This window comes from Collinsella sp. AM09-41 (genome assembly GCF_003473245.1).
Taxonomy (GTDB): domain Bacteria; phylum Actinomycetota; class Coriobacteriia; order Coriobacteriales; family Coriobacteriaceae; genus Collinsella.
In genome coordinates this window covers 426,133-444,814 of sequence record NZ_QRMJ01000001.1, presented here as the reverse complement: position 1 = coordinate 444,814, position 18,682 = coordinate 426,133, and the positions used below count along the sequence as shown (strand labels likewise).

General features: G+C 60.8%; 15 protein-coding genes and 1 riboswitch. Of the genes, 14 read left to right on the top strand and 1 reads right to left on the bottom strand.

All coding sequences use genetic code 11. The annotated features are described in order from the left end of the window. Window position 1 precedes the first annotated feature (1 nt). The 8 genes from lgt to DW112_RS01930 all read left to right on the top strand — a co-directional run bounded on the left by lgt (window position 2) and on the right by DW112_RS01930 (window position 8,416). The gene (lgt, locus tag DW112_RS01960) at window positions 2–823 is read left to right on the top strand and encodes a prolipoprotein diacylglyceryl transferase (protein ID WP_118094715.1); all 822 of its coding nucleotides are present in this window, start codon (window positions 2–4) and stop codon (window positions 821–823) included. Window positions 824–957: 134 nt separating this feature from the next. Then, window positions 958–3,141, top strand: a complete 2,184-nt coding sequence (locus DW112_RS01955; protein ID WP_233545838.1) for a DUF6020 family protein — start codon at window positions 958–960, stop codon at window positions 3,139–3,141. Window positions 3,142–3,308: 167 nt separating this feature from the next. Continuing rightward, window positions 3,309–4,115 carry a YebC/PmpR family DNA-binding transcriptional regulator gene (locus DW112_RS01950; protein ID WP_117734266.1) on the top strand — a complete coding sequence of 269 codons (807 nt, stop codon included), beginning with the start codon at window positions 3,309–3,311 and terminating at the stop codon, window positions 4,113–4,115. Window positions 4,116–4,281: 166 nt separating this feature from the next. Beyond that, complete coding sequence (locus DW112_RS10045) at window positions 4,282–4,827, top strand: alkaline shock response membrane anchor protein AmaP (RefSeq protein WP_233545837.1); 546 nt, start codon at window positions 4,282–4,284, stop codon at window positions 4,825–4,827. Then, complete coding sequence (locus DW112_RS01945) at window positions 4,820–5,197, top strand: DUF2273 domain-containing protein (RefSeq protein ID WP_040358983.1); 378 nt, start codon at window positions 4,820–4,822, stop codon at window positions 5,195–5,197. The genes DW112_RS10045 and DW112_RS01945 overlap by 8 nt, the downstream gene beginning before the upstream one ends. Before the next feature lie 44 nt (window positions 5,198–5,241). Then, a complete protein-coding gene (locus tag DW112_RS01940; RefSeq protein ID WP_055251999.1) occupies window positions 5,242–5,757 on the top strand; it encodes an Asp23/Gls24 family envelope stress response protein in 516 nt (171 codons plus the stop codon). Window positions 5,758–5,963: 206 nt separating this feature from the next. After that, window positions 5,964–6,986, top strand: a complete 1,023-nt coding sequence (locus tag DW112_RS01935) for a YitT family protein (protein ID WP_117584120.1) — start codon at window positions 5,964–5,966, stop codon at window positions 6,984–6,986. A gap of 149 nt (window positions 6,987–7,135) precedes the next feature. Continuing rightward, on the top strand, window positions 7,136–8,416 hold the full coding sequence (locus tag DW112_RS01930) for a zinc-ribbon domain-containing protein (RefSeq protein ID WP_158571719.1): 1,281 nt from the start codon (window positions 7,136–7,138) through the stop codon (window positions 8,414–8,416). Window positions 8,417–8,556: 140 nt separating this feature from the next. Here DW112_RS01930 and DW112_RS01925 read toward each other — a convergent pair whose 3' ends face one another. Next, complete coding sequence (locus tag DW112_RS01925; protein WP_118328221.1) at window positions 8,557–10,020, bottom strand: M20 family metallopeptidase; 1,464 nt, start codon at window positions 10,018–10,020, stop codon at window positions 8,557–8,559. A gap of 168 nt (window positions 10,021–10,188) precedes the next feature. On the opposite strand from DW112_RS01925, the gene DW112_RS01920 reads away from it, so the two are divergent. The 6 genes from DW112_RS01920 to DW112_RS01895 all read left to right on the top strand — a co-directional run bounded on the left by DW112_RS01920 (window position 10,189) and on the right by DW112_RS01895 (window position 18,661). Then, window positions 10,189–11,826, top strand: coding sequence for an amidohydrolase (locus tag DW112_RS01920; protein ID WP_233545836.1), 1,638 nt, complete (start codon window positions 10,189–10,191; stop codon window positions 11,824–11,826). Window positions 11,827–12,746: 920 nt separating this feature from the next. Further along, the gene (gene groES, locus DW112_RS01915) at window positions 12,747–13,040 is read left to right on the top strand and encodes a co-chaperone GroES (RefSeq protein ID WP_022094351.1); all 294 of its coding nucleotides are present in this window, start codon (window positions 12,747–12,749) and stop codon (window positions 13,038–13,040) included. A 96-nt stretch (window positions 13,041–13,136) separates the two neighbouring features. After that, window positions 13,137–14,774: a chaperonin GroEL gene (gene groL, locus DW112_RS01910; RefSeq protein ID WP_006234938.1), complete on the top strand. Its 1,638-nt coding sequence runs from the start codon at window positions 13,137–13,139 to the stop codon at window positions 14,772–14,774. Window positions 14,775–15,171: 397 nt separating this feature from the next. Next, window positions 15,172–15,364, top strand: a riboswitch (FMN riboswitch). 5 nt (window positions 15,365–15,369) lie between these two features. Continuing rightward, the gene (locus DW112_RS01905; RefSeq protein ID WP_055252299.1) at window positions 15,370–15,960 is read left to right on the top strand and encodes an ECF transporter S component; all 591 of its coding nucleotides are present in this window, start codon (window positions 15,370–15,372) and stop codon (window positions 15,958–15,960) included. Further along, on the top strand, window positions 15,957–17,861 hold the full coding sequence (locus tag DW112_RS01900) for an energy-coupling factor transporter ATPase (RefSeq protein WP_118328220.1): 1,905 nt from the start codon (window positions 15,957–15,959) through the stop codon (window positions 17,859–17,861). Before DW112_RS01905 ends, DW112_RS01900 begins: the two co-directional genes overlap by 4 nt. Continuing rightward, complete coding sequence (locus tag DW112_RS01895) at window positions 17,861–18,661, top strand: energy-coupling factor transporter transmembrane protein EcfT (RefSeq protein ID WP_118328219.1); 801 nt, start codon at window positions 17,861–17,863, stop codon at window positions 18,659–18,661. The genes DW112_RS01900 and DW112_RS01895 overlap by 1 nt, the downstream gene beginning before the upstream one ends. Window positions 18,662–18,682 lie beyond the last annotated feature (21 nt).

Below are 18,682 nucleotides of genomic sequence, written 5' to 3'. Positions count from 1 at the left end.
TATGCTCAACGACCTCTACCATATGCTTGATCCCGTCGCGATCTCGGCGGGCCCCATCACCATCTACTGGTACGGCCTGGCCTACGTGGTCGGTGCTCTGCTCACGGCGGTCGTTATGTACCGCACGCAGCGTCGTTGGGGCTTCAACATTACGATTGATGACCTGACGAGCGTCGTGGTCGGCGCGGTCTTTGGCCTCATCATCGGCGCGCGCCTGTTTTACGTCGTCTTTTACGGCGATGGCTACTATTGGACCCACCCGCTCGAGATCTTTGCCACCAACGAGGGCGGCATGAGCTTCCACGGTGGCCTAGTCGGCGGCATCTTGGGCGGCATCATCGTGTGCCGCATGTATAAGCTCGATGCGTGGACTTTGGCCGATCTTGCCGTCATTGGCGCGCCACTGGCCTTGTGCCTGGGGCGCTGTGCCAACTTTGTCAACGGCGAGCTGTGGGGTAAGCCGACCGATCTGCCCTGGGGTGTGGTCTTTGGCGGCACCGCGGGCGATATGCCGCGCCATCCCTCCCAGCTCTACGAGGCGTTTCTAGAGGGCATTGTGCTCTTTTGCATCCTGCAGGTGCTCAGTCGCAAAAAACCGCTGCTGCCCCAGGGTACGTTTATGGGCGTCTTTGTGATGGGCTACGGCATCGTTCGCTTTTTGATTGAGTTTGTGCGCGTGCCCGATGCCCAGCTGGGCTATCTGCTTGGCGGCGTCATCACCATGGGCCAGCTGCTGAGCTTACCGCTTGTGATCGCCGGTCTGGCGCTCATCATCTTCGCCCGACGCCGCAATCGCCCCCAGCGCATCTACCTGGACGCCTAACCACCATAAAGGGGACAGATACCTTTGTGGTGGTTCGCTGGGCAACGATGACAAAACCGTAACGTTTCCCCAGATAAAACCTGCCAAAATAAACCTGTCCCTTTTTGGCAGGTTTCTAGAAAGGCTTTCGGACTGTGAAGGATTCCGACCTCTCCACAACGGCTGCGCGCGACGCTGCCCGCATCGTTTGGTTTAAGCGCTACCCCGCCAAGCAGACGCTCATCGCATTTTTGCTCGCGCTGTTGGCGACCACGGCGTTTTCCATCGATCCCGCGCCGGTCTCGAGCAACGCAGTCTTGGCGATTGACCCCAAAGCCTCGGGCATGCTGTACGTGTGCTACGAGGTGCTTCTCTCGTTTGCCGGCCATACCGACGCGGTCATGCTGCTTGCGCTTGCCTGCCTGCTCACGCTGCCGTTTCGCTACGTGTTCTTTGGCCGTGGCGACACCTGGCGCCCATCGATTATTCTGCCGTCGCTGTTTTTCGCCATCTGCATGGTGTTCGGCCGCAGCTACGACCTTATCGACTCGGCCGAGATTGTTCTTGGCGACAAGGCCCGCATCATCTGCGCCTGGATTGGCGGCGCGGGCTGGATGCTCCTAGCGATCGTGGCCTTCTATCTGGCTTTTGAGTGCCTGGATTGGCTGAGCTCTCGGCGCATTCCGTTTTCCGAAGCGCACTTTGGCCGCGTATGGCGTGTGGCTCACGCCGTGCTCTCGGTCCATCCCTTTGCCGGGCCCTTCCTGGTGCTTATGATCGCCTGGGCGCCCACGCTCATCGCTTCGCTGCCCGGCCTTTTTATGGGAGATACGGGTGCGCAGATTCGCCAGTGGTTCAACTACCCCAACGGCACGAGTGACTACCTGCGTCTGCTCAATCCCAATGTGTTGCTCAACGGACATCACCCCGTGGTGCACACGGCTATCATCGGTTCGTGCGTCCAGCTGGGGCTTTCACTGTTCAACAGTGCCAACGCAGGTCTTGCCATCTACACCTGCGCTCAGTTCGTCATTACGGCCGCCTGCATGGCCTATTCCATCTCGTCGCTGCGCAAGCTGGGCGTGAGCTTGCCGATCCGCGGCGTGATCTTGCTGTTCTTTGTGTTTATGCCCATGTTCTCCAACTACGCGGCCCTGCTTACCAAAGATGTGCTGTTTGCCGACGCGTTTTTGGTGCTGTTGGTGCAGACCGTGAAGCTCGTGGCCTGCGGCCTGCCCCGTCGCGATGCCAATGCCGAGCGTGCGGGCGAACAGAGGCCCGTGCTCTTTGCGCGCCATGACTGGCTGCTGCTCGCTCTGGGTGCCATGGGTTCCACGTTTCTGCGCAACGGCGGCCTGGTCTTTCCGTTGGCGGCCTGCGTGATTGCGGCGGCGTTTTGCGCATGGGATGTACATGTCGCCCGTCGTGCGGCTAAGCAGACGGGCACCGCGGTCTCATGCGCCACGCCGCGCTTCCGCTGGGTTGGCGTCCTCGCGGTGCTCGCACTCTGCCTTGCCTCTAATATGTACTTCACCAAGGTCTTTATGCCGGCGCACGACATCACGCCTGGTTCCAAGCGCGAAATCCTCTCGATTCCGTTCCAACAGACGGCTCGTTTCGTCCAAAAGCACGACGGCCTCAACTCGGGCGTCAACCCCACGGTAAAGGAGGACGGCACCATCGTGGAGGCTCCTTGCGACGGTTTGGTGACCGACGAGGAGCGCGCCGTGATCGACCGGGTGCTCAAGTACGAGAATCTGGGCCGCCGTTACAACCCGGATAAGTCGGACTCCGTCAAAAATTGCTTTAACGAGTACGCCTCGCAGGAGGACATCAAGGCCTATTTTGAGGTCTGGGCGCAGATGTTCAAAAAGGATCCCGAGTGCTATATCTCGGCGCTCATCAATAACTATTACGGCTACTTTTATCCGAGCGCGCGCGATGCCTGGGTCTACAGCACGGCGCGTAGTGCCGAGATCATGGCGCGTCCCGACAACCTCAAGTACTTCGACTTCCATCCGGTTGACAGCAACGTGGTGCGCTGGTGCGACCACCTGATCAATCTGTACCGTGTGGCGGTGCAGCGCATCCCGTTTATTTCGCTCACCATGAGCTCGGCCACCTATGTGTGGATTATGATCGCCGTGGTGGTCTACCTGCTGCGTCGTCATTCATGGCGTGCGCTGGCGATCTGGGTGCCGCTGTTGGGCGTGCTCGCCGTGTGCCTGATTGGTCCGTGCAACGGCTCGACCTACATGCGCTACCTGTATCCGGTCATCGCCTGCATGCCCTTCGCCATCGGCGCCACCGTCACCCGCAGTGACTTCCTCTGGTTCTAACCTGGTGCATTGGGGTCAGGTTTCTTTGCTGCACCAAAGGGGCCATCATCACGACGCCTTCATTTTGGGGTTTATCTTGCAGGCCAGTAGGTATATCATAACGACGTTTGTTTATATTGCCCGAGCATCTGCGCTGGGCTTTAGGTCGAAACCGATAGGAGACACGTATGTCCGGACACTCTAAGTGGGCCACAACCAAGCATCGTAAGGGCGCGCAGGACGCCAAGCGTTCCGCCCTCTTCTCCAAGCTCAGCCGCAACATCACCGTTGCTGCCCGTCTCGGCGGTGACCCGCTGCCCGAGAACAACGCCAGCCTCGCCGCTGCCGTTGCCAAGGCCAAGGCTCAGTCCATGCCTAAGGACAAGATCAAGTCCGCTATCGACAAGGCTTTTGGTTCGGGTGCTGACGCCGCCGTCTACGAGAACATCGTGTACGAGGGCTACGGTCCCGCCGGTGTCGCCGTCTACGTCGACTGCCTGACCGACAACCGCAACCGTACCGCCGCTGATGTCCGTTCCGCCTTCTCCCACGCTGGTGGCAACCTGGGCACCTCCGGCTCCGTCGCCTTCCAGTTTGAGCGCAAGGGCCAGATCGTCGTCGCCAAGGAGATCCTGGACGAGAACGCCAAGAAGGAGACCATGATCGCCAACGGTGCTGCCGGTGACGAGGATGAGTTCATGATGGCCATCGCCGAGGCCGGTGGCGAGGACTACGAGGATGCCGGCGAGGAGTGGATCGTCTGGACTGCTGCCAACGACGTCATGGCTGTCTCCAAGGCGCTCGAGGAGCAGGGCGTCCAGGTCAAGGGTTCCGAGACCACCATGGTCCCGACCACCCCGACCGAGGTTTCCGGCGCCGACGCCAAGAAGGTCCAGCGCCTCATCGACCGTCTTGAGGAGCTCGACGACGTCCAGGATGTTTACAGCACCATGGACATGACCGACGAGGTCATCGCTGCCCTCGAGGAGGAGTAGCGCTCGCACGGGTTAAGCCGTGCATATCTGGGCATAATGAAGCGAGCATGCAAGCCTCGTGGAATAGATGAGCCGGATCCGCGTGCGTAGAGCACCGGACCCGGCTCTTTTATAATGATGCGAACCGTTTTGCATTTCGAGAGCCGAGATTTGAAGGGAGCGCCGCGTGCGCGTACTCAAACGAGCCCTAGCGATCGTGTATCTTGCCGCCACCATCGTGGCGCTGGGTACGCTTGTCTGCCAGTTTTGGGGGCCGTATACGTATCGCTTTATGCTGCTGATGCGCGACCCCATGCCGCGCATCGTCGTCACGGCGTGCGCCGGCGTCGTGGCGATCGGCGTGCTGGTAAGCTTTTTCCGCCTGATGTTCGCCCGTCGCGAACCGTCCTGCGTGCATCCGGCGGGGGAGCGCAATATCGAGGTTACCCTTGCGGCGCTTTCTTCGTGCGCCAGGGCTGCTGCCGAGCGTGACGACCGCGTGATGGTCGAGCATGTCGAGGCCCGCGTCCAAGGCCCCGACGATTCGCACGTCCGTTTTAAGGTCGAGGCCATCGCGCTCGATGATAAGGACGTTGCCGCTCTTGCCACCTCGATGCAGCAGCGCATCGAGAAGGCCTGCGACACCATGCTCGGCACGCCGGGTACGACCGCGCGTGTCCGTTTTTTGCCGTCCAAGACTACCGTCCAGACCGTGGAGGTTTCCGGTGAGTGATACCAATCAAGATAAGACCGCTCGTACGCCGCGCCTGACGATTGACCAGAGCGCCACGCCGGCGAGCGAACCTGTTGACTCCAAAGCGGAGGCAACCGAGTTACAAGACGCGGCAGCCGCGGATTTTGACGAGGCTATGGGTCTCATCAAGGGTACGGGCGCTGCCATCTGGAGCTATGCTGTGCGTCATCCCAACACCACGCTCGGCGCCGTCGCCGGCTTTATCCTCGCCGTGTTGGTGCTCACGTTGGGTCTGTGGGACACGCTCGTCATTGCATTCTTCGTGCTGATCGGCGCTGTGATCGGCCAAATTCGCGACGGCGAGAACGGGATCGTCAACTTCTTCGGCCGTCTGTTTAGCGGCCGCTAATATGTATTCGACTGTCGCATCCGCGGCAGGCATAAGGAGGAACCATGGCTTTTAATACGAAGGTCGATGTAGCCGATACCGAGCTCGAGGAGAACGAGGCAGTCGTCGCCGAAGCTGAGGATGTGACGCTCGAGGACGAGGCTCTCGTCGAGGCCGAGTCCGATACGGATGAGGACGACGAGGAAGCAGACGAGTCCGAGGACTCGCTGACCTATTCCAACGGCGTGATCGAGAAGATCGTTGCCATGGCCACTCGCGAGGTTCCGCACGTTCTGGGCATGAAGGGTAACCTCATGCACTTTGTGCAGGAGCAGTTTGGTGCCGAGAATCTGACCAAGGGCGTGACGGTCGAGGTTACCGATGACAATCGCGTGGTCGTCAACATCTCCGTCATCATCGAGTACGGCGCCTATGCGCCCGCGATCTTCGACGATGTCAAGGCACGTGTCACCGAGCGCCTTGCCGCGATGACCGGCCTTGAGGTGGCGGGCGTCAACCTGCGCATCGAGGATGTCATCACCCCCGAGGAGTACGAGCACCGCACCAGCCAGCACGAATAACCTTCCAAAAAGGGACAGGTTTGTTTTGGCAGGTTTTATCTGCGAAAACATTAAACGGCCGACCGCGCAAGCAAAAGCGTGGCCGGCCGTTTTTGTACGCTCCCGATGTAGTCATACCGCTCGTCTAACTAAGGGTTGCAATCCCCACGTTCCGCGTTACTCTAATGGGCGCAATGTTTCCAAATTGTTAACGAGGGGTTGCCGTAATGGCCGACGAGCACGAAACAGAAAGCAAGGCATGGGCAATTGAGGCCGCTGCGGCAGAGGCGGCGTCGCGTGCTGCCGAGGAGGTGCATCGTCCTCCCGTAGTGCCGATGGAACGCGTGGTCGATCGCGATGTTATCGAGCGGGGCGAGCGCGCTGGTCGCAAGCGCAGCCAGGAGCCGGGCTTTCCGCGCTTTTTTGCCGAGCTCAATTTGGGCCTGATCCTCACGGCCTTTGCCATCGTCGCGTTTAAAACCCCTAATCACTTTGCTTTTGGCGGCACCTCGGGCGTGTCGGTCATTCTGTCCACGCTGTTCCCGACCCTGCCCGTCGGCGTCTTTATGTGGATTATCAATGCGGTCCTGGTCGTTCTGGGCTTTATCTTTTTGGAGCGCAAGGCAATCCTGTGGAGTGTCTTTGCCTCGTTTGCGCTGTCCGCCTATGTTTCGCTGTTTGAGCTCTTTATTCCGACCGATGTCTCGATGACGGGCGATATGTGGCTCGACCTGTGCTTTGCCGTGATTCTGCCGGCGCTCGGCAGCGCCATCGTCTTTGATATTGGTGCCTCGACGGGCGGCACGGACATCCTCGCCATGATTCTCAAACGCCGCACGACGCTTGAGATCGGCCGTGCGCTGCTGCTGGTCGATATCGGCATCGTGACCATCGCGGCCTTCTTGTACGGCCCGCGCGTCGGTCTGTATTGCGTGCTCGGCCTGTTTGCCAAGACGCTTGTGGTCGACAAAGCCATCGAGAGCATCCACCTGCGTAAAGTCTGCACGGTCATTTGCTCCGAGCCCCTTAAGGTCGAGGAGTTTATCGTCAAGCATCTCAACCGTACGGCGACTATCAGCCGCGGCTACGGTGCCTTTTCGGGCAAGTGCGTGACGGTGATCATGAGCGTGCTAAGCCGTCGCGAGGCCGTGCAACTGCGCCGCTATGCGCGCGAAGTCGATCCGGGTGCCTTTATCACGATTGTCGACAGCTCCGAGATCGTCGGCAAGGGTTTCCGCGGAACGAACTAACGCGGTCGAGCTCATCAAACAATCGAATAGCGCCCTGCGCATTGCAAATGCGTCATGTTGGAGTATTTGTCCCCACATTGGGTGATAATGATGCCAAAGACATCGTTTGCGATCCAGATGATTCGTTCAAGATACGAAGGGATGATTCTATGTTCTGCTCGCAGTGTGGCGCCCCCATGGGCGATAACGACAAGTTCTGCGGCACGTGTGGTGCCCCCAATGCCGGTGCCGCAGCCTCTGCCCCTCAGGGTCAGCCCCAGCAGTTTGTTCCGCAACCGCCCGTGGCGAATGCGTCCAAGGGCTGTGTGGCTCAGGCGTTTGAGGATATGACCAAGACTCCGGGCGTGCTGCAGCGCGTGTGCCAGATTGCCTTTTTACCGGCGCTGATTTGTGTTGTGTCGGTACTCGTGCTGTTTATTCCCGTTATTGGCGGCATTGCGGCTGCCATCGGCTTTTTGGCAGCTTGCATTGCGAGCGTGTGTGGTTCCGGCTTTGGTATTGAGTGGGGTCGCGATCTGTCGCTCAAGGTTGATGGCGGTATGGATCGTCCACTCATGCGTTCCACGTCGTTTGGCCTCGGAGTCTTTTCGAGCGTTATCTCGGTCGTGCTCGAGGCTATCGCTGCCATTCCCGTTATCGGTGTAGTGCTTTCGCTGGTGGAGAGCGTGGTAATTGGCGCCGCGGGCTCGTATTCGTATTACGGCTCCTATGCACTCGAGGCAGCGCTGTTTGGCTCGCTTGGCCTGCTTGTCCTGGCTATGATTGCCACGGCGGTCTTGGGGGTCTTCTTTAAGATGTTCGCCGACATTGCCGTGATGCACTTTGCGGTGACCGGTCGTGTCGAGAGCGCGTTTTCGCTCGACAAGGTCTGGGCGGCGTTTAAGCACAACAAGACCAAGCTGTTCTGCGCTTCGTTCCTTCCCGAGTTTTTGACGGGTCTGGTCGCCAACGTTGTCACATGGATCCTGACGCTCGTCTTCGGCGCCATTGCCTCTGTCGGTATGTATAACTACTACTACCGTCCTTCGGCTATTGAGGCGCTTGTTACCGGCGGTGGCATCACGCTCGTATTGTTCTTGGTGCTGACGGCGTTTGTCACGGTATTCCTTACGGTCTTTGGCAAGATGCTCAAGCATCGTGCCGTTGGCTATTGGGTTGCGCGCTACGCAAGCGAGTGGGCCGACGAGGACAAGGACGACGTCCTGACTTTTGTGCTGCCGTTTGAGAAGAAGTCTGCTCCGGCTGGTTTTAGCGCCGACGCAGCGCCCGTATCCGATTCCGCTGCGGCGCCGGCGCCTGCGCCCGAGCCCGAGCCCGAGCCTGAGTCTGAGCCTGAGCCTGAGCCTGAGCCTGAGCCTGAGCCCGCGCCCGTGCCCGTGCCTGAGCCCGAGCCTGCGCCAAGCTCCGACGAGGACCCGCAGGACGAGTAACCCTGCCACCTGCCATTTGGGGACGGGGTAGAAACGGTAGAAATAGCGCTTGACAAATGAGCGGGGGAGGACGTGTCGAAACGTCCGCCCCCGCTTTGATATCGCGATGTGGCTATGACTGCGAGATGGCCGCGAATCGACTACTCGCCGCGCTTCTCCTCGCGGCGAGCGGCGGCACGTGCATCGTGGATGCCCTTGATCGCGGCATGGCGTGCCGTGCGGGCGTCATGGATGGCGTCGCGAGCCTCGGCGGTCGTTGCCTTGGCAGAGCGCAACTTGGCGGCCAGGTCGGGGTTGGTTTCGGCGACCGCGGTGATCGCGGGGCCGTCGAGCTCCTCTTGTGTGGGCTCGGCCAAAAAGTCGATGGCATACTGGGCGGCCACCATGGAGCCCTTTGCCAGCACAGTCTCGTCGATCTTGTAGAAGCAGGAATGTTGGGCGTACGTGGCGCCAATCTTGGGGTTGCGCGTACCTACAAAGGCGAGCACGCCCGGTACGCGGCGCAGGTACTCCGAAAAATCCTCGCCCGAAAGCGTGCCGCGGTAATGGCCTTGGCCGGTGGGGCCCAAGCATTTGATTACTGCCTGGCGGCAGCGCTCGCTCGAGGCGGCATCGTTTTCGACCTTGTAGTTGGCGATGGTGTAGTCGGTGAGCTTTGCCTCGGCGCCCAAGGCGGCCGCGGTATGCTCCACGATGCGGCGCATGAGCTCCGGCATTTCCTCGTGGGTCGAATCGCCGTAGGTGCGCACCGTGCCGGCGAGGTAAGCCGTGCCGGCGATAACGTTGCGCGCGGTTCCGCCGTGCAGCTCGCCGACGGTAATGACGGCCGGCTCGTAGGGACTGATCTCGCGCGAAACGATGGTCTGCAGAGCGTTGACGATCTCGGCGGCAACCATAACGGCGTCGTGACCGCGCTGGGGCATGGCACCGTGGCACGAGGTGCCGCGGACGTCGATGCGGAACCAGTCGGTATTGGCCATGCGCGGTCCGGGCTCGCAGCTCACGGTGCCGGCGTCGACCTCACTCCAGATGTGCGCGGCGTAGGCGCCATCGACGCCGTCGAGCACGCCCGTGCCGATCATGAGCTTGGCGCCCTGGCCGTTTTCCTCGCTGGGTTGGAAGACGATGCGGACTTCGCCGTGGATGTCGTCGGTCATATGGCGCAGGATTTGCAGCGTGCCGAGCATCATGGCGATGTGGCAGTCGTGGCCGCAGGCGTGCATGCAGCCCTCGTTGACGCTGGCAAACTCCTCGCCGGTCTGCTCGGTGACGGGCAGGGCGTCGATATCCGCGCGCAGCAGGATACGGCGGCGCGGCGTGCCGTCCTCGTGGTAGGCATCCGACGCGGTACCGCGAAGCGTTGCCACCAAGCCGGTCTTGAGCGGACGCTCGTAGGGGATATTCATGGCGTCGAGCTGGTTGGCGATGTCGGAGGTCGTGCGCTCCTCGGCAAGGCTCAGCTCCGGGTGCTTATGGAAGTGCCGGCGCTGCTTGATGATATAGGGTTCAAACTCGGTAGCGATATCTTTGATGGCTGCGGTGACGTCGTCAGCCGCGCGAGCCTCGGTCGCCGCCATAATCTGCTGTGCCTTGGTCTTCGTCATGGTCGATTTGCTCCTTGCTGGGTTGATCGCAAAATCGTACAGGCTCTCTCCAGTATGCCACCTGCCGCTAGGGCTGGTAAAGTTGCCGTTTGCCGCTTGGGGTTTTGTTGCAAGGGCGGGGGAGTACACTCGGGGGTGTTGAATTTCCTGCCAGAGATGGGGATGCCCATGCAACATATCGATCGGATTATCCGCTCCAAGAACGTCTTTACCGCGCAAGACGGCATCGATACTGCCCGCGAGCTGGCGATTGCCATCGCAGGCGACCGTATCGTCGCAGTCGGTGCGCCCGATGACGTGATTGCCGCCGCGCCTGCCGCCACGCCGGTTATCGACTACGGCGAGCAGTTTGTCTGCCCCGGTTTCCATGACGCGCACCTGCACTTTTTCCATACCTCGGTCGGCTCCTCGCCGTACATGCTCATGGATATGGGCACGTCAGAGGCGGCACTGGTGCAGCATGCGCGCGAGTTTTCCCAGGACCTGCCCGATGACGCTTGGGTTGTGACGCAGGGCTGGCGCGACTACCGTTGGGACCCGCCCGAGCATCCTAGCAAGGCGTCGCTCGATGTGGCATTCCCCGATCGTCCCTGCGTTATGTATTCGGGCGACGGGCACACGCTTTGGCTCAACAGCCGTGCACTCGAGGCGCTCGGCGTCACGCGCGACAGCGAGCCGCCAGCGGGCGGCAGCTACGACAAGGACGCAAACGGCGAGCTCACGGGCATTGCTCACGAGGCAGCTGCTATGCAGCTGCTACCGCGCTGCCTTGAGTGGCTGGGCGAGGATCGCATCGCAAGCGCTTACGCCGATCAAATGAGGCGGATGGCCGAGCAGGGCATCACCTCGATATGCGATATGTCGCTCATGCCCATGCCGGGCTGCGATTTTATCCGCGATGACGTCTACGACAAACTGCAGGCAGCTGGCAAACTGGGCATCCGTGCCCATCTGTTCCCCACGTTGCTGGATGACCAATCGCGCTTAGAAGAACTGCAGACCCGCTACGCGAACAACGCGCTGCTCTCGGCGCCTGGTTTTAAGCAGTTCTTCGACGGCGTCTCGAGCGAACACACGGCCTATCTCACCGATCCCTATACCAACCCGCGCTTCCCGGGCGATCAAGGTCGCCTGACGGTTCCCGTCGAGCGCATGCGCAAGCTGGTCCTGGCGGCAGCCGAGCGCGGCCACACCGTGCGCATCCACGTTATCGGCGACGGCGCCATCCATGCCGCACTCGATATCTTTGAGGAGGCGGCAGAGCTCTACGGCTTGCCCCAGCACGGCCATAATACGCTTGAGCATTTGGAGAATCTGCTGCCCGAGGACATCGATCGTCTGCGCAAACTCAACGTCATTGCCTCGAGCCAGCCCTGTCATATCACACTCGACCCGGGTGGTCCGGAGCGCGACCTGGGCTTGGAGCGTAGCCGCATCATGTGGCCGTTTGCGACCTATAAGCAGCGCGGCATCCGCCAAGCCTTCGGCACCGATAGCCCCATCACAGCCGTTACCAGCATGAACGTGCTCTACACGGCTATCACCCGCCAAGACCCCCGCAGCCACTGGCCCGAGGGCGGTTGGCTGCCGAGCGAGCGTATCGATGCGGCAACGGCTCTGCGCAACTACACCCTGGGCAGCGCCTATGCAGCGGGCGACGAGCAAAACCTCGGCAGCCTAGAACCCGGCAAATACGCCGACCTGGTAGTCCTGGACCAAAACCCACTCACCATCGACCCCCAAGAACTCCAAGCCACCAAAGTCCAAGCCACCTACCTAGCCGGCAACCTGATCTACGAGCGCTAAGTATTCATGTCTTACCGTTAAACGCGGCTCGGGCAGCTTATTTTGGGATGGCGCTCGAGCCGCGTTTGTTTGCAAATGGGGGGTTCGTTAGGAGCGTCCCCGCCCTGCTTGATTTGGGCGCGGGGCGGAGGCGCCGCCGCCCCGCGCCCAATTTGGACAGCAGCAATGCTATCTCTAGGTGTTTTGCATACTTTCCATTACGAATTGCATAAAAAGGCTGGGATGTTCTTCCGGATCCTGATGTACCCCCGTCCGCGCCGTGCAAAAAACGGAGTATTCAGCACCGCGAGCTCTGCCTGTGCCGCTGCGGCTGAGTAACGTTGCAGAGATTGACGTCATTTTGTGCTCCGGTGCGGCGTGAGGCATGCCTTTCTGTCCTGACGGGGTTTGCCTGCCGACCAAAATCGCCGGCCGAAGGCGTCCTTGGGACCAATATGGTGTGTCCGGCACGTATGCAGCCGTCCTAGTCTGCTGAATACTCCCAAAAATGCACGGTGCTCCCCAGGGGACCCGTGCGCGCAGCGAAAACCATGCACATGTCGCTATCCGCATCGCCATTTTGCTGCACTGACTTTTCTGAATGCCGGGCCCGAATTAGTTAACCTGCCTCCCGTGTGGCTCCGGAGGGGCGGGGCATAAGGTTTATCGCGAGTTCCGCACGAGCCGAAGGCCACTTAATGTGGCCTTCGTGCGAGCAGGACTGCCCGAGCAGGAAACCTTATGCCCCGCCCCTCCGGAGCCACACGGGAGGCATCGCTAAGTTATCCCCCGGCATTCAGAAAATCTAAGTGCCAAAAAATAAGATTTTTTGACTCCGTGTTGTATAACCCGCCATTCGTGGGTACCATTCAACGCGTACGCAAACAAAAAGGGTTAATTCGCGCGGCATAACCGCGCGGCCCAAAAAGGAGGAAACAAGCATGTCGTCTTTGAAGCCGCTTGCAGATCGTGTTCTGGTCAAGCCCGACGAGGCCGAGCAGAAGACCGCTTCTGGTCTGTATATCGCCAGCAACGCCCAGGAGAAGCCGCAGCGCGGCACCATCGTTGCCGTTGGCGCCGGCAAGGTCAACGACAAGGGTGAGCGCATCCCCATGGACGTCAAGGTCGGTGACGTTGTCATCTATGGTAAGTTCGGTGGCAACGAGGTCAAGGTCGACGGCGAGAAGTATCTGCTGATGCGCGCCGACGACATCTACGCTGTCGTCGAGGCCTAGTCTCGTCAGAATCTCTGATTCGTCTTTGAACGCGCCCGCCGCATAGGACTCGGAAGCGGCGACGCGAGTCACATTTCTTTTGGAGGATTACCTACCATGGCAAAGAACATTACGTTCAACACCGATGCCCGCGCTAAGCTTGCCAAGGGCGTCAACACTCTGGCCGACGCCGTTACCGTCACCATGGGCCCCAAGGGCCGCTACGTTGCGCTGCAGCGCACGTTCGGTGCTCCGACCATCACCAACGACGGCGTTTCTGTCGCCAAGGAGATCGAGCTCGAGGACAACATCGAGAACATGGGCGCTCAGCTGGTGAAGGAGGTCGCCACCAAGACCAACGACACCGTGGGTGACGGCACCACCACCGCAACCCTGCTCGCTCAAGCCATCGTCAACGACGGTCTGCGCAACGTCGCCGCTGGCGCCAACCCGCTGGCCATCCGTCGCGGCATCGACAAGGCCGTCAACGCCGCCGTCGCCGAGATGAAGAAGCAGGCCAAGCCGGTCGAGACCAAGGAGCAGATTGCTTCCGTCGGTACCATCTCCGCCGGTGACCCCGAGGTCGGCGAGAAGATCGCCGAGGCCATGGAGGTCGTGGGCAAGGATGGCGTCATCACCGTCGAGGATTCCCAGACGTTCGACATCACCATCGACACCGTCGAGGGCATGCAGTTCGACAAGGGCTATGTCTCCGCTTACTTCGTCACGGATAACGACCGCATGGAGGCCGTGATGAAGGATCCGTACATCCTCATCACCGACCAGAAGATCTCCAGCGTCCAGGACATCATGCCTGTTCTCGAGGCTGTCCAGCGCGCTGGCCGTGGCCTGCTCATCATCGCTGAGGACATCGATGGCGAGGCTCTGCCGACCCTCGTCCTCAACAAGATCCGTGGCGCCCTCAACGTCTGCGCCGTCAAGGCCCCGGGCTACGGCGATCGCCGCAAGCGCATCCTGGAGGACATCGCCGTCCTCACCGGTGGCCAGGCTGCTCTGGACGAGCTGGGCGTGAAGGTCGCTGACATCACCGCTGATATGCTCGGTACCGCTAAGTCCGTCACCATCTCCAAGGACAACACCGTCGTCGTCGGCGGCGCTGGCTCCAAGGAGGCCATCGACGCCCGCATCGCTCAGATCAAGGGCGAGATGGAGAACACCACCTCTGACTTCGACCGTGAGAAGCTCCAGGAGCGCCTGGCCAAGCTCTCCGGTGGCGTTGCCGTCATCAAGGTCGGCGCTGCTACCGAGTCCGAGCTCAAGGAGATCAAGCACCGCGTTGAGGATGCCCTGCAGGCTACCCGCGCTGCTGTCGAGGAGGGCATCGTCGCCGGCGGTGGCGTCGCCTTCATGGACGCTGCTCCTGCGCTCGATGCTGTCGAGATCGACGACCCCGAGGAGAAGATTGGCGTCGATATCGTCAAGAAGGCTCTGACCGCTCCGGTCGCCACCATCGCCAAGAACGCTGGCTTTGAGGGCGCTGTCGTGGTCGACAAGGTTGCCGAGCTGCCCGCCGGCCAGGGTCTCAACTCTGCCAACGGCGAGTGGGGCGACATGATCGAGATGGGCGTCCTCGACCCCGTCAAGGTCAGCCGCGTCACCCTGCAGAACGCTGCTTCTGTCGCCAGCCTGATCCTCATCACCGAGGCTACCGTCTCCGATGTGCCCAAGAACACTCAGCTTGAGGACGCTATCGCTGCTGCTACCGCTGGTCAGCAGGGCGGCGGTATGTACTAAGGCCGACAAGGTCTAGAACTCCCACCGGGAATCCGGGGGCGTGACGGGGTCTTCTCTCCGGAACGTCCTCGGACATGCAAAGAGGCTCCGCATCGCGCTTCGCGCTGCGGAGCCTCTTTGCGTCCTTTGCGGAATGTTCCGGAGAGAAGCCCCCGTCACGCCCCCGGATTCCCTGCGTTTACGGCCTTGAGGTCGGCGGGCGGAGGAGGACGTGGTTGAGGGGGATGCGTGTCCCGGTCGCTGTTTCGCGGCTCTGCCGCGGAAGGCGCGCTACTTTGGGGCGGATGGAGGACGTGGTTGTTGCGCTAACTTGTCCCTACCGCATTTCTGGAGCGTTTCCCACCACAAATTACCCTTGGCATACTTGCGCGAACGATTGCTCGTGCTACACTTGCAATTGCTGTTTCAGGGCGGGGTGGAATTCCCCACTGGCGGTAAGTCGGGCGGTGTCAAAGGGACGCCGTGGCGCAGGCGAGGTGTCTGCGACCGAGCCGATGAGTCCGCGACCCGTGCGTGTGTTGGTTCGCATGCCGGCTGAACTGGTGAGATCCCAGTACCAACGGTTAAAGTCCGGATGAAAGAGGCAGGTGATCTTATGTCTGAACAGTCGCAGCATATCCATTTTGAGAACACGAATAGGTGGAGCACCAAACAGCTCGTTACCATGGCGCTGATGTGCGCCTTGGGTGCCCTGTTTATGTATGTGCAGCTGCCCATTCTTCCCTCGGCGCCGTTTTTGACGTATGACCCGTCGCTGGTGCCGGCGATGGTGTGCGGGTTTGCGTATGGTCCCGGCGCCGGTACCGCTGTTGCCGCTATGGCTATCGTTATCCATGCGCTCACCACGGGTGACTGGGTCGGCGCGCTTATGAACTTGGTTGCTACGCTGGGTTATATTCTGCCCGCGGCTATCGTCTACCAGAAGATGCATACCTATAAGGGTGCCGTGATTGGTCTGGTGCTCGGCGTTATTGCCGCTACGGCGTTGTCTATGGTCGCAAACCTTACCATTGGCGTATGGTTCTGGTATGGCTCGGTTGATGTGATCGCCCCGCTCATGATTCCTGCCGTGCTGCCGTTCAACCTCATCAAGACCGTGCTCAACTCGGTATTAACGCTGGCGGTGTACAAGGCGGTCTCTAATCTCATCACGCCCAAAAAGGACCAGGTAAAAGGTCGCGCATGATTGAGTGCCGAGGTGTTTCCTTTAGCTATGACGGTGCCGTACCGGCACTCGACGGCGTCGATCTGAACATTGAGGACGGGGAGTTTTTCTGCATCCTCGGTGGCAATGGGTCGGGCAAGTCGACGTTTGCCAAGCATCTGAATGCACTGTTGCAGCCCGATGCGGGCACGGTACGCATCAACGGCATGGACGCGTCCGATCCCGAGCTGGTCTACGACATCCGCTCGACTGCGGGCATGGTATTCCAGAATCCCGGCGACCAGCTGGTGGCAACGCTTGTCGAAGATGACATTGCGTTTGGTCCCGAAAACCTTGGCGTGCCATCGGCACAAATAGCACAGCGTGTACGCGAGGCGCTGAAGGGCGTGGGCCTGGTGGGCTTTGAGCGCCACGAGACCCACGCGCTCTCGGGTGGCCAAAAGCAGCGCGTGGCGCTTGCCGGTGTGCTCGCCATGGAACCGCGCGTGCTCATCTTGGACGAGGCTTCTTCGATGCTCGATCCGCGTGGACGCAAGGGCCTCATGAAGGCTTGCCACGCGTTGCACGATCGCGGCATGACCATCGTGATGATTACGCACTTTATGGAAGAGGCCGCCGAGGCCGATCGTGTCGCGGTATTTCGGGCGGGGCGCGTTGCCATGCTCGGTACGCCCGAGGAGATTCTGACGCGGGCAGATGAGCTCGCGGAGCTCAACCTGGATATGCCGGCGTCGTGCTGCTTGGGCACGGCGCTTCGTGCGAAGGGCGTGCCCGTTCATGCGCAGGTGCGCGAGGCGGATATGGTCGCCGAGATTGCGCAGGTATATGCCGACCGGAGTGGGGAAGACACCGCAGGGCGGCCTTCCGCGTCCCAGTTGGAAATCGCTGACGGCACTGTTCCGGTAGACAACGAGGGCAACGCGTCGGAGCCCGTCATCGAGCTATCCCATGTTTCGTACAGTTATTCGCTCAGTCCGCGCGAGCGTCGCCGCTGGCATAAGCGCTCGGCCGTTGCGGGCAAATCGAGCAAACAGGCTCTCTGGGGAAACGACCCCAGCAGCCCGTGGGCGCTGCGCGATGTATCGCTGACGGTGCGTCGCGGCGAGTTCCTGGGCTTAGCAGGTCATACCGGTTCGGGTAAGTCGACGCTGGTCCAGCATCTCAACGGTTTGATTCGCCCCCAGGAGGGTTCCGTTTACGCGTTGGGGCTCGACCTGGCAAACAAGAAAGATGCCGCCGCGGTTAAGGCCAAGGTCGGCGTGGTGTTTCAATATCCCGAGCGTCAGCTGTTTGCCGAAACCGTGACGCAGGACGTGGCGTTTGGCCCGCACAACCTTGGCTTGTCGCAGGCCGAGGTCGCGCGCCGCGTTGAGTCATCGCTCGCGCGCGTGGGCCTCGACTTGGCCACGGTGGGCGACAAGAGTCCCTTTGAGCTTTCGGGTGGCCAACAGCGGCGCGTGGCGTTTGCCGGCGTGCTTGCCATGGAGCCCGAGGTCTTGGTACTCGATGAGCCCATGGCGGGGCTCGATCCGGCGGCGCGCAGTGATTTCCTGGAGCTCATCGATCGACTTCACCATGGGGGCCTGACCGTCGTCATGGTCTCACACAGTATGGATGACCTTGCCAATTGCTGCGATCGTATTGTCGTGATGAACGAGGGCGCGGTGTTTGCTGAGGGCACGCCCGCTCAGGTTTTTGCGCATGCGGATGAGCTTAAATCAATCGGCTTGGGTGTTCCCGCTGCCCAGCGCATGGCGTTGGCGCTCGCGGAAGCGGGCGTGCCGCTGCGTCGCGGCGGGCTCTATACGGTTGAGTCGTTGGCCGACGAGTTGGCAGATTTGCCGATCGGTCGCTCAGACGGTCCTTCTAACGTCGCGGACATTGCTAAATCCAAGACGGTCGCGCGAGAGGAGGGCTGCTAATGGAGGCGTTTTCGTTTGGCAGCTACTATCCCGGCGATAGTGCGATCCACCGCCTGGACCCGCGAACTAAGTTGCTCTTGGGCTTTGTGTTTCTGATCACGACGCTCACGGTCAGCAGCTTCCGCGGACTGGCCCCGGTCGCAATCTTCGTTGTCCTGATCTATACCGTGTCCCGGGTGCCGTTGCGCCGGGTCCTATCATCGATGGCACCATTGCTGGCGATTGTCGTGGTGGTCGCGGTGCTCAACTTGTTTACCGATCAGAGTGGGCGCATCCTGTGGCAGCTCGGCTTTCTGCGGATAAGCGAGGGCTCGCTGCATTCCGCCGCCTTTATGGCGTGCCGCCTGACCTTGATGATGGCCGGTATGAGCGCCATCACGCTCACCACACCGACGCTCGACCTCACCGCGGGCTTCGAGCGCCTGCTCGCGCCGTTTGCGCGTGTGGGGCTCCCTGCGCACGAGCTCGGCATGATCATGGGCATCGCGCTGCGCTTTATGCCGCAGTTTGCCACCGAGATGAAGCAGACGGCCGATGCGCAGGCAAGCCGTGGTGCACGCGTAACGGGTGGCCCGCTCGGCGGCGTGCGTATGCTCGGCAGTGTGGCGATTCCACTGTTCACGGGCGTGTTCCGTCATGCCGAGACGTTGTCTGCTGCCATGGATGCACGCTGCTATCACGGCGAACAGGGCCGCACGCGTCTGCATGCGCTTGCATTTGGCCGCGGCGATGCGTTGGCGGCGGTGGTGACAGCGCTGCTGCTCATCTGCGTCATCGTCATCAATCTTCAACTTGTTTAGGCGCGATTCGAGCGCAGGAAA

What these genes read in the sequence shown, in the direction of transcription:
- lgt (WP_118094715.1), top strand. Translation starts at nt 2, where the DNA reads ATGCTCAACGACCTCTACCATATGCTTGATCCCGTCGCGATCTCGGCG.
- DW112_RS01950 (WP_117734266.1), top strand. Translation starts at nt 3,309, where the DNA reads ATGTCCGGACACTCTAAGTGGGCCACAACCAAGCATCGTAAGGGCGCG.
- DW112_RS01940 (WP_055251999.1), top strand. Translation starts at nt 5,242, where the DNA reads ATGGCTTTTAATACGAAGGTCGATGTAGCCGATACCGAGCTCGAGGAG.
- DW112_RS01935 (WP_117584120.1), top strand. Translation starts at nt 5,964, where the DNA reads ATGGCCGACGAGCACGAAACAGAAAGCAAGGCATGGGCAATTGAGGCC.
- DW112_RS01930 (WP_158571719.1), top strand. Translation starts at nt 7,136, where the DNA reads ATGTTCTGCTCGCAGTGTGGCGCCCCCATGGGCGATAACGACAAGTTC.
- DW112_RS01925 (WP_118328221.1), bottom strand. Translation starts at nt 10,020, where the DNA reads ATGACGAAGACCAAGGCACAGCAGATTATGGCGGCGACCGAGGCTCGC.
- DW112_RS01920 (WP_233545836.1), top strand. Translation starts at nt 10,189, where the DNA reads ATGCAACATATCGATCGGATTATCCGCTCCAAGAACGTCTTTACCGCG.
- groES (WP_022094351.1), top strand. Translation starts at nt 12,747, where the DNA reads ATGTCGTCTTTGAAGCCGCTTGCAGATCGTGTTCTGGTCAAGCCCGAC.
- groL (WP_006234938.1), top strand. Translation starts at nt 13,137, where the DNA reads ATGGCAAAGAACATTACGTTCAACACCGATGCCCGCGCTAAGCTTGCC.
- DW112_RS01905 (WP_055252299.1), top strand. Translation starts at nt 15,370, where the DNA reads ATGTCTGAACAGTCGCAGCATATCCATTTTGAGAACACGAATAGGTGG.
- DW112_RS01900 (WP_118328220.1), top strand. Translation starts at nt 15,957, where the DNA reads ATGATTGAGTGCCGAGGTGTTTCCTTTAGCTATGACGGTGCCGTACCG.
- DW112_RS01895 (WP_118328219.1), top strand. Translation starts at nt 17,861, where the DNA reads ATGGAGGCGTTTTCGTTTGGCAGCTACTATCCCGGCGATAGTGCGATC.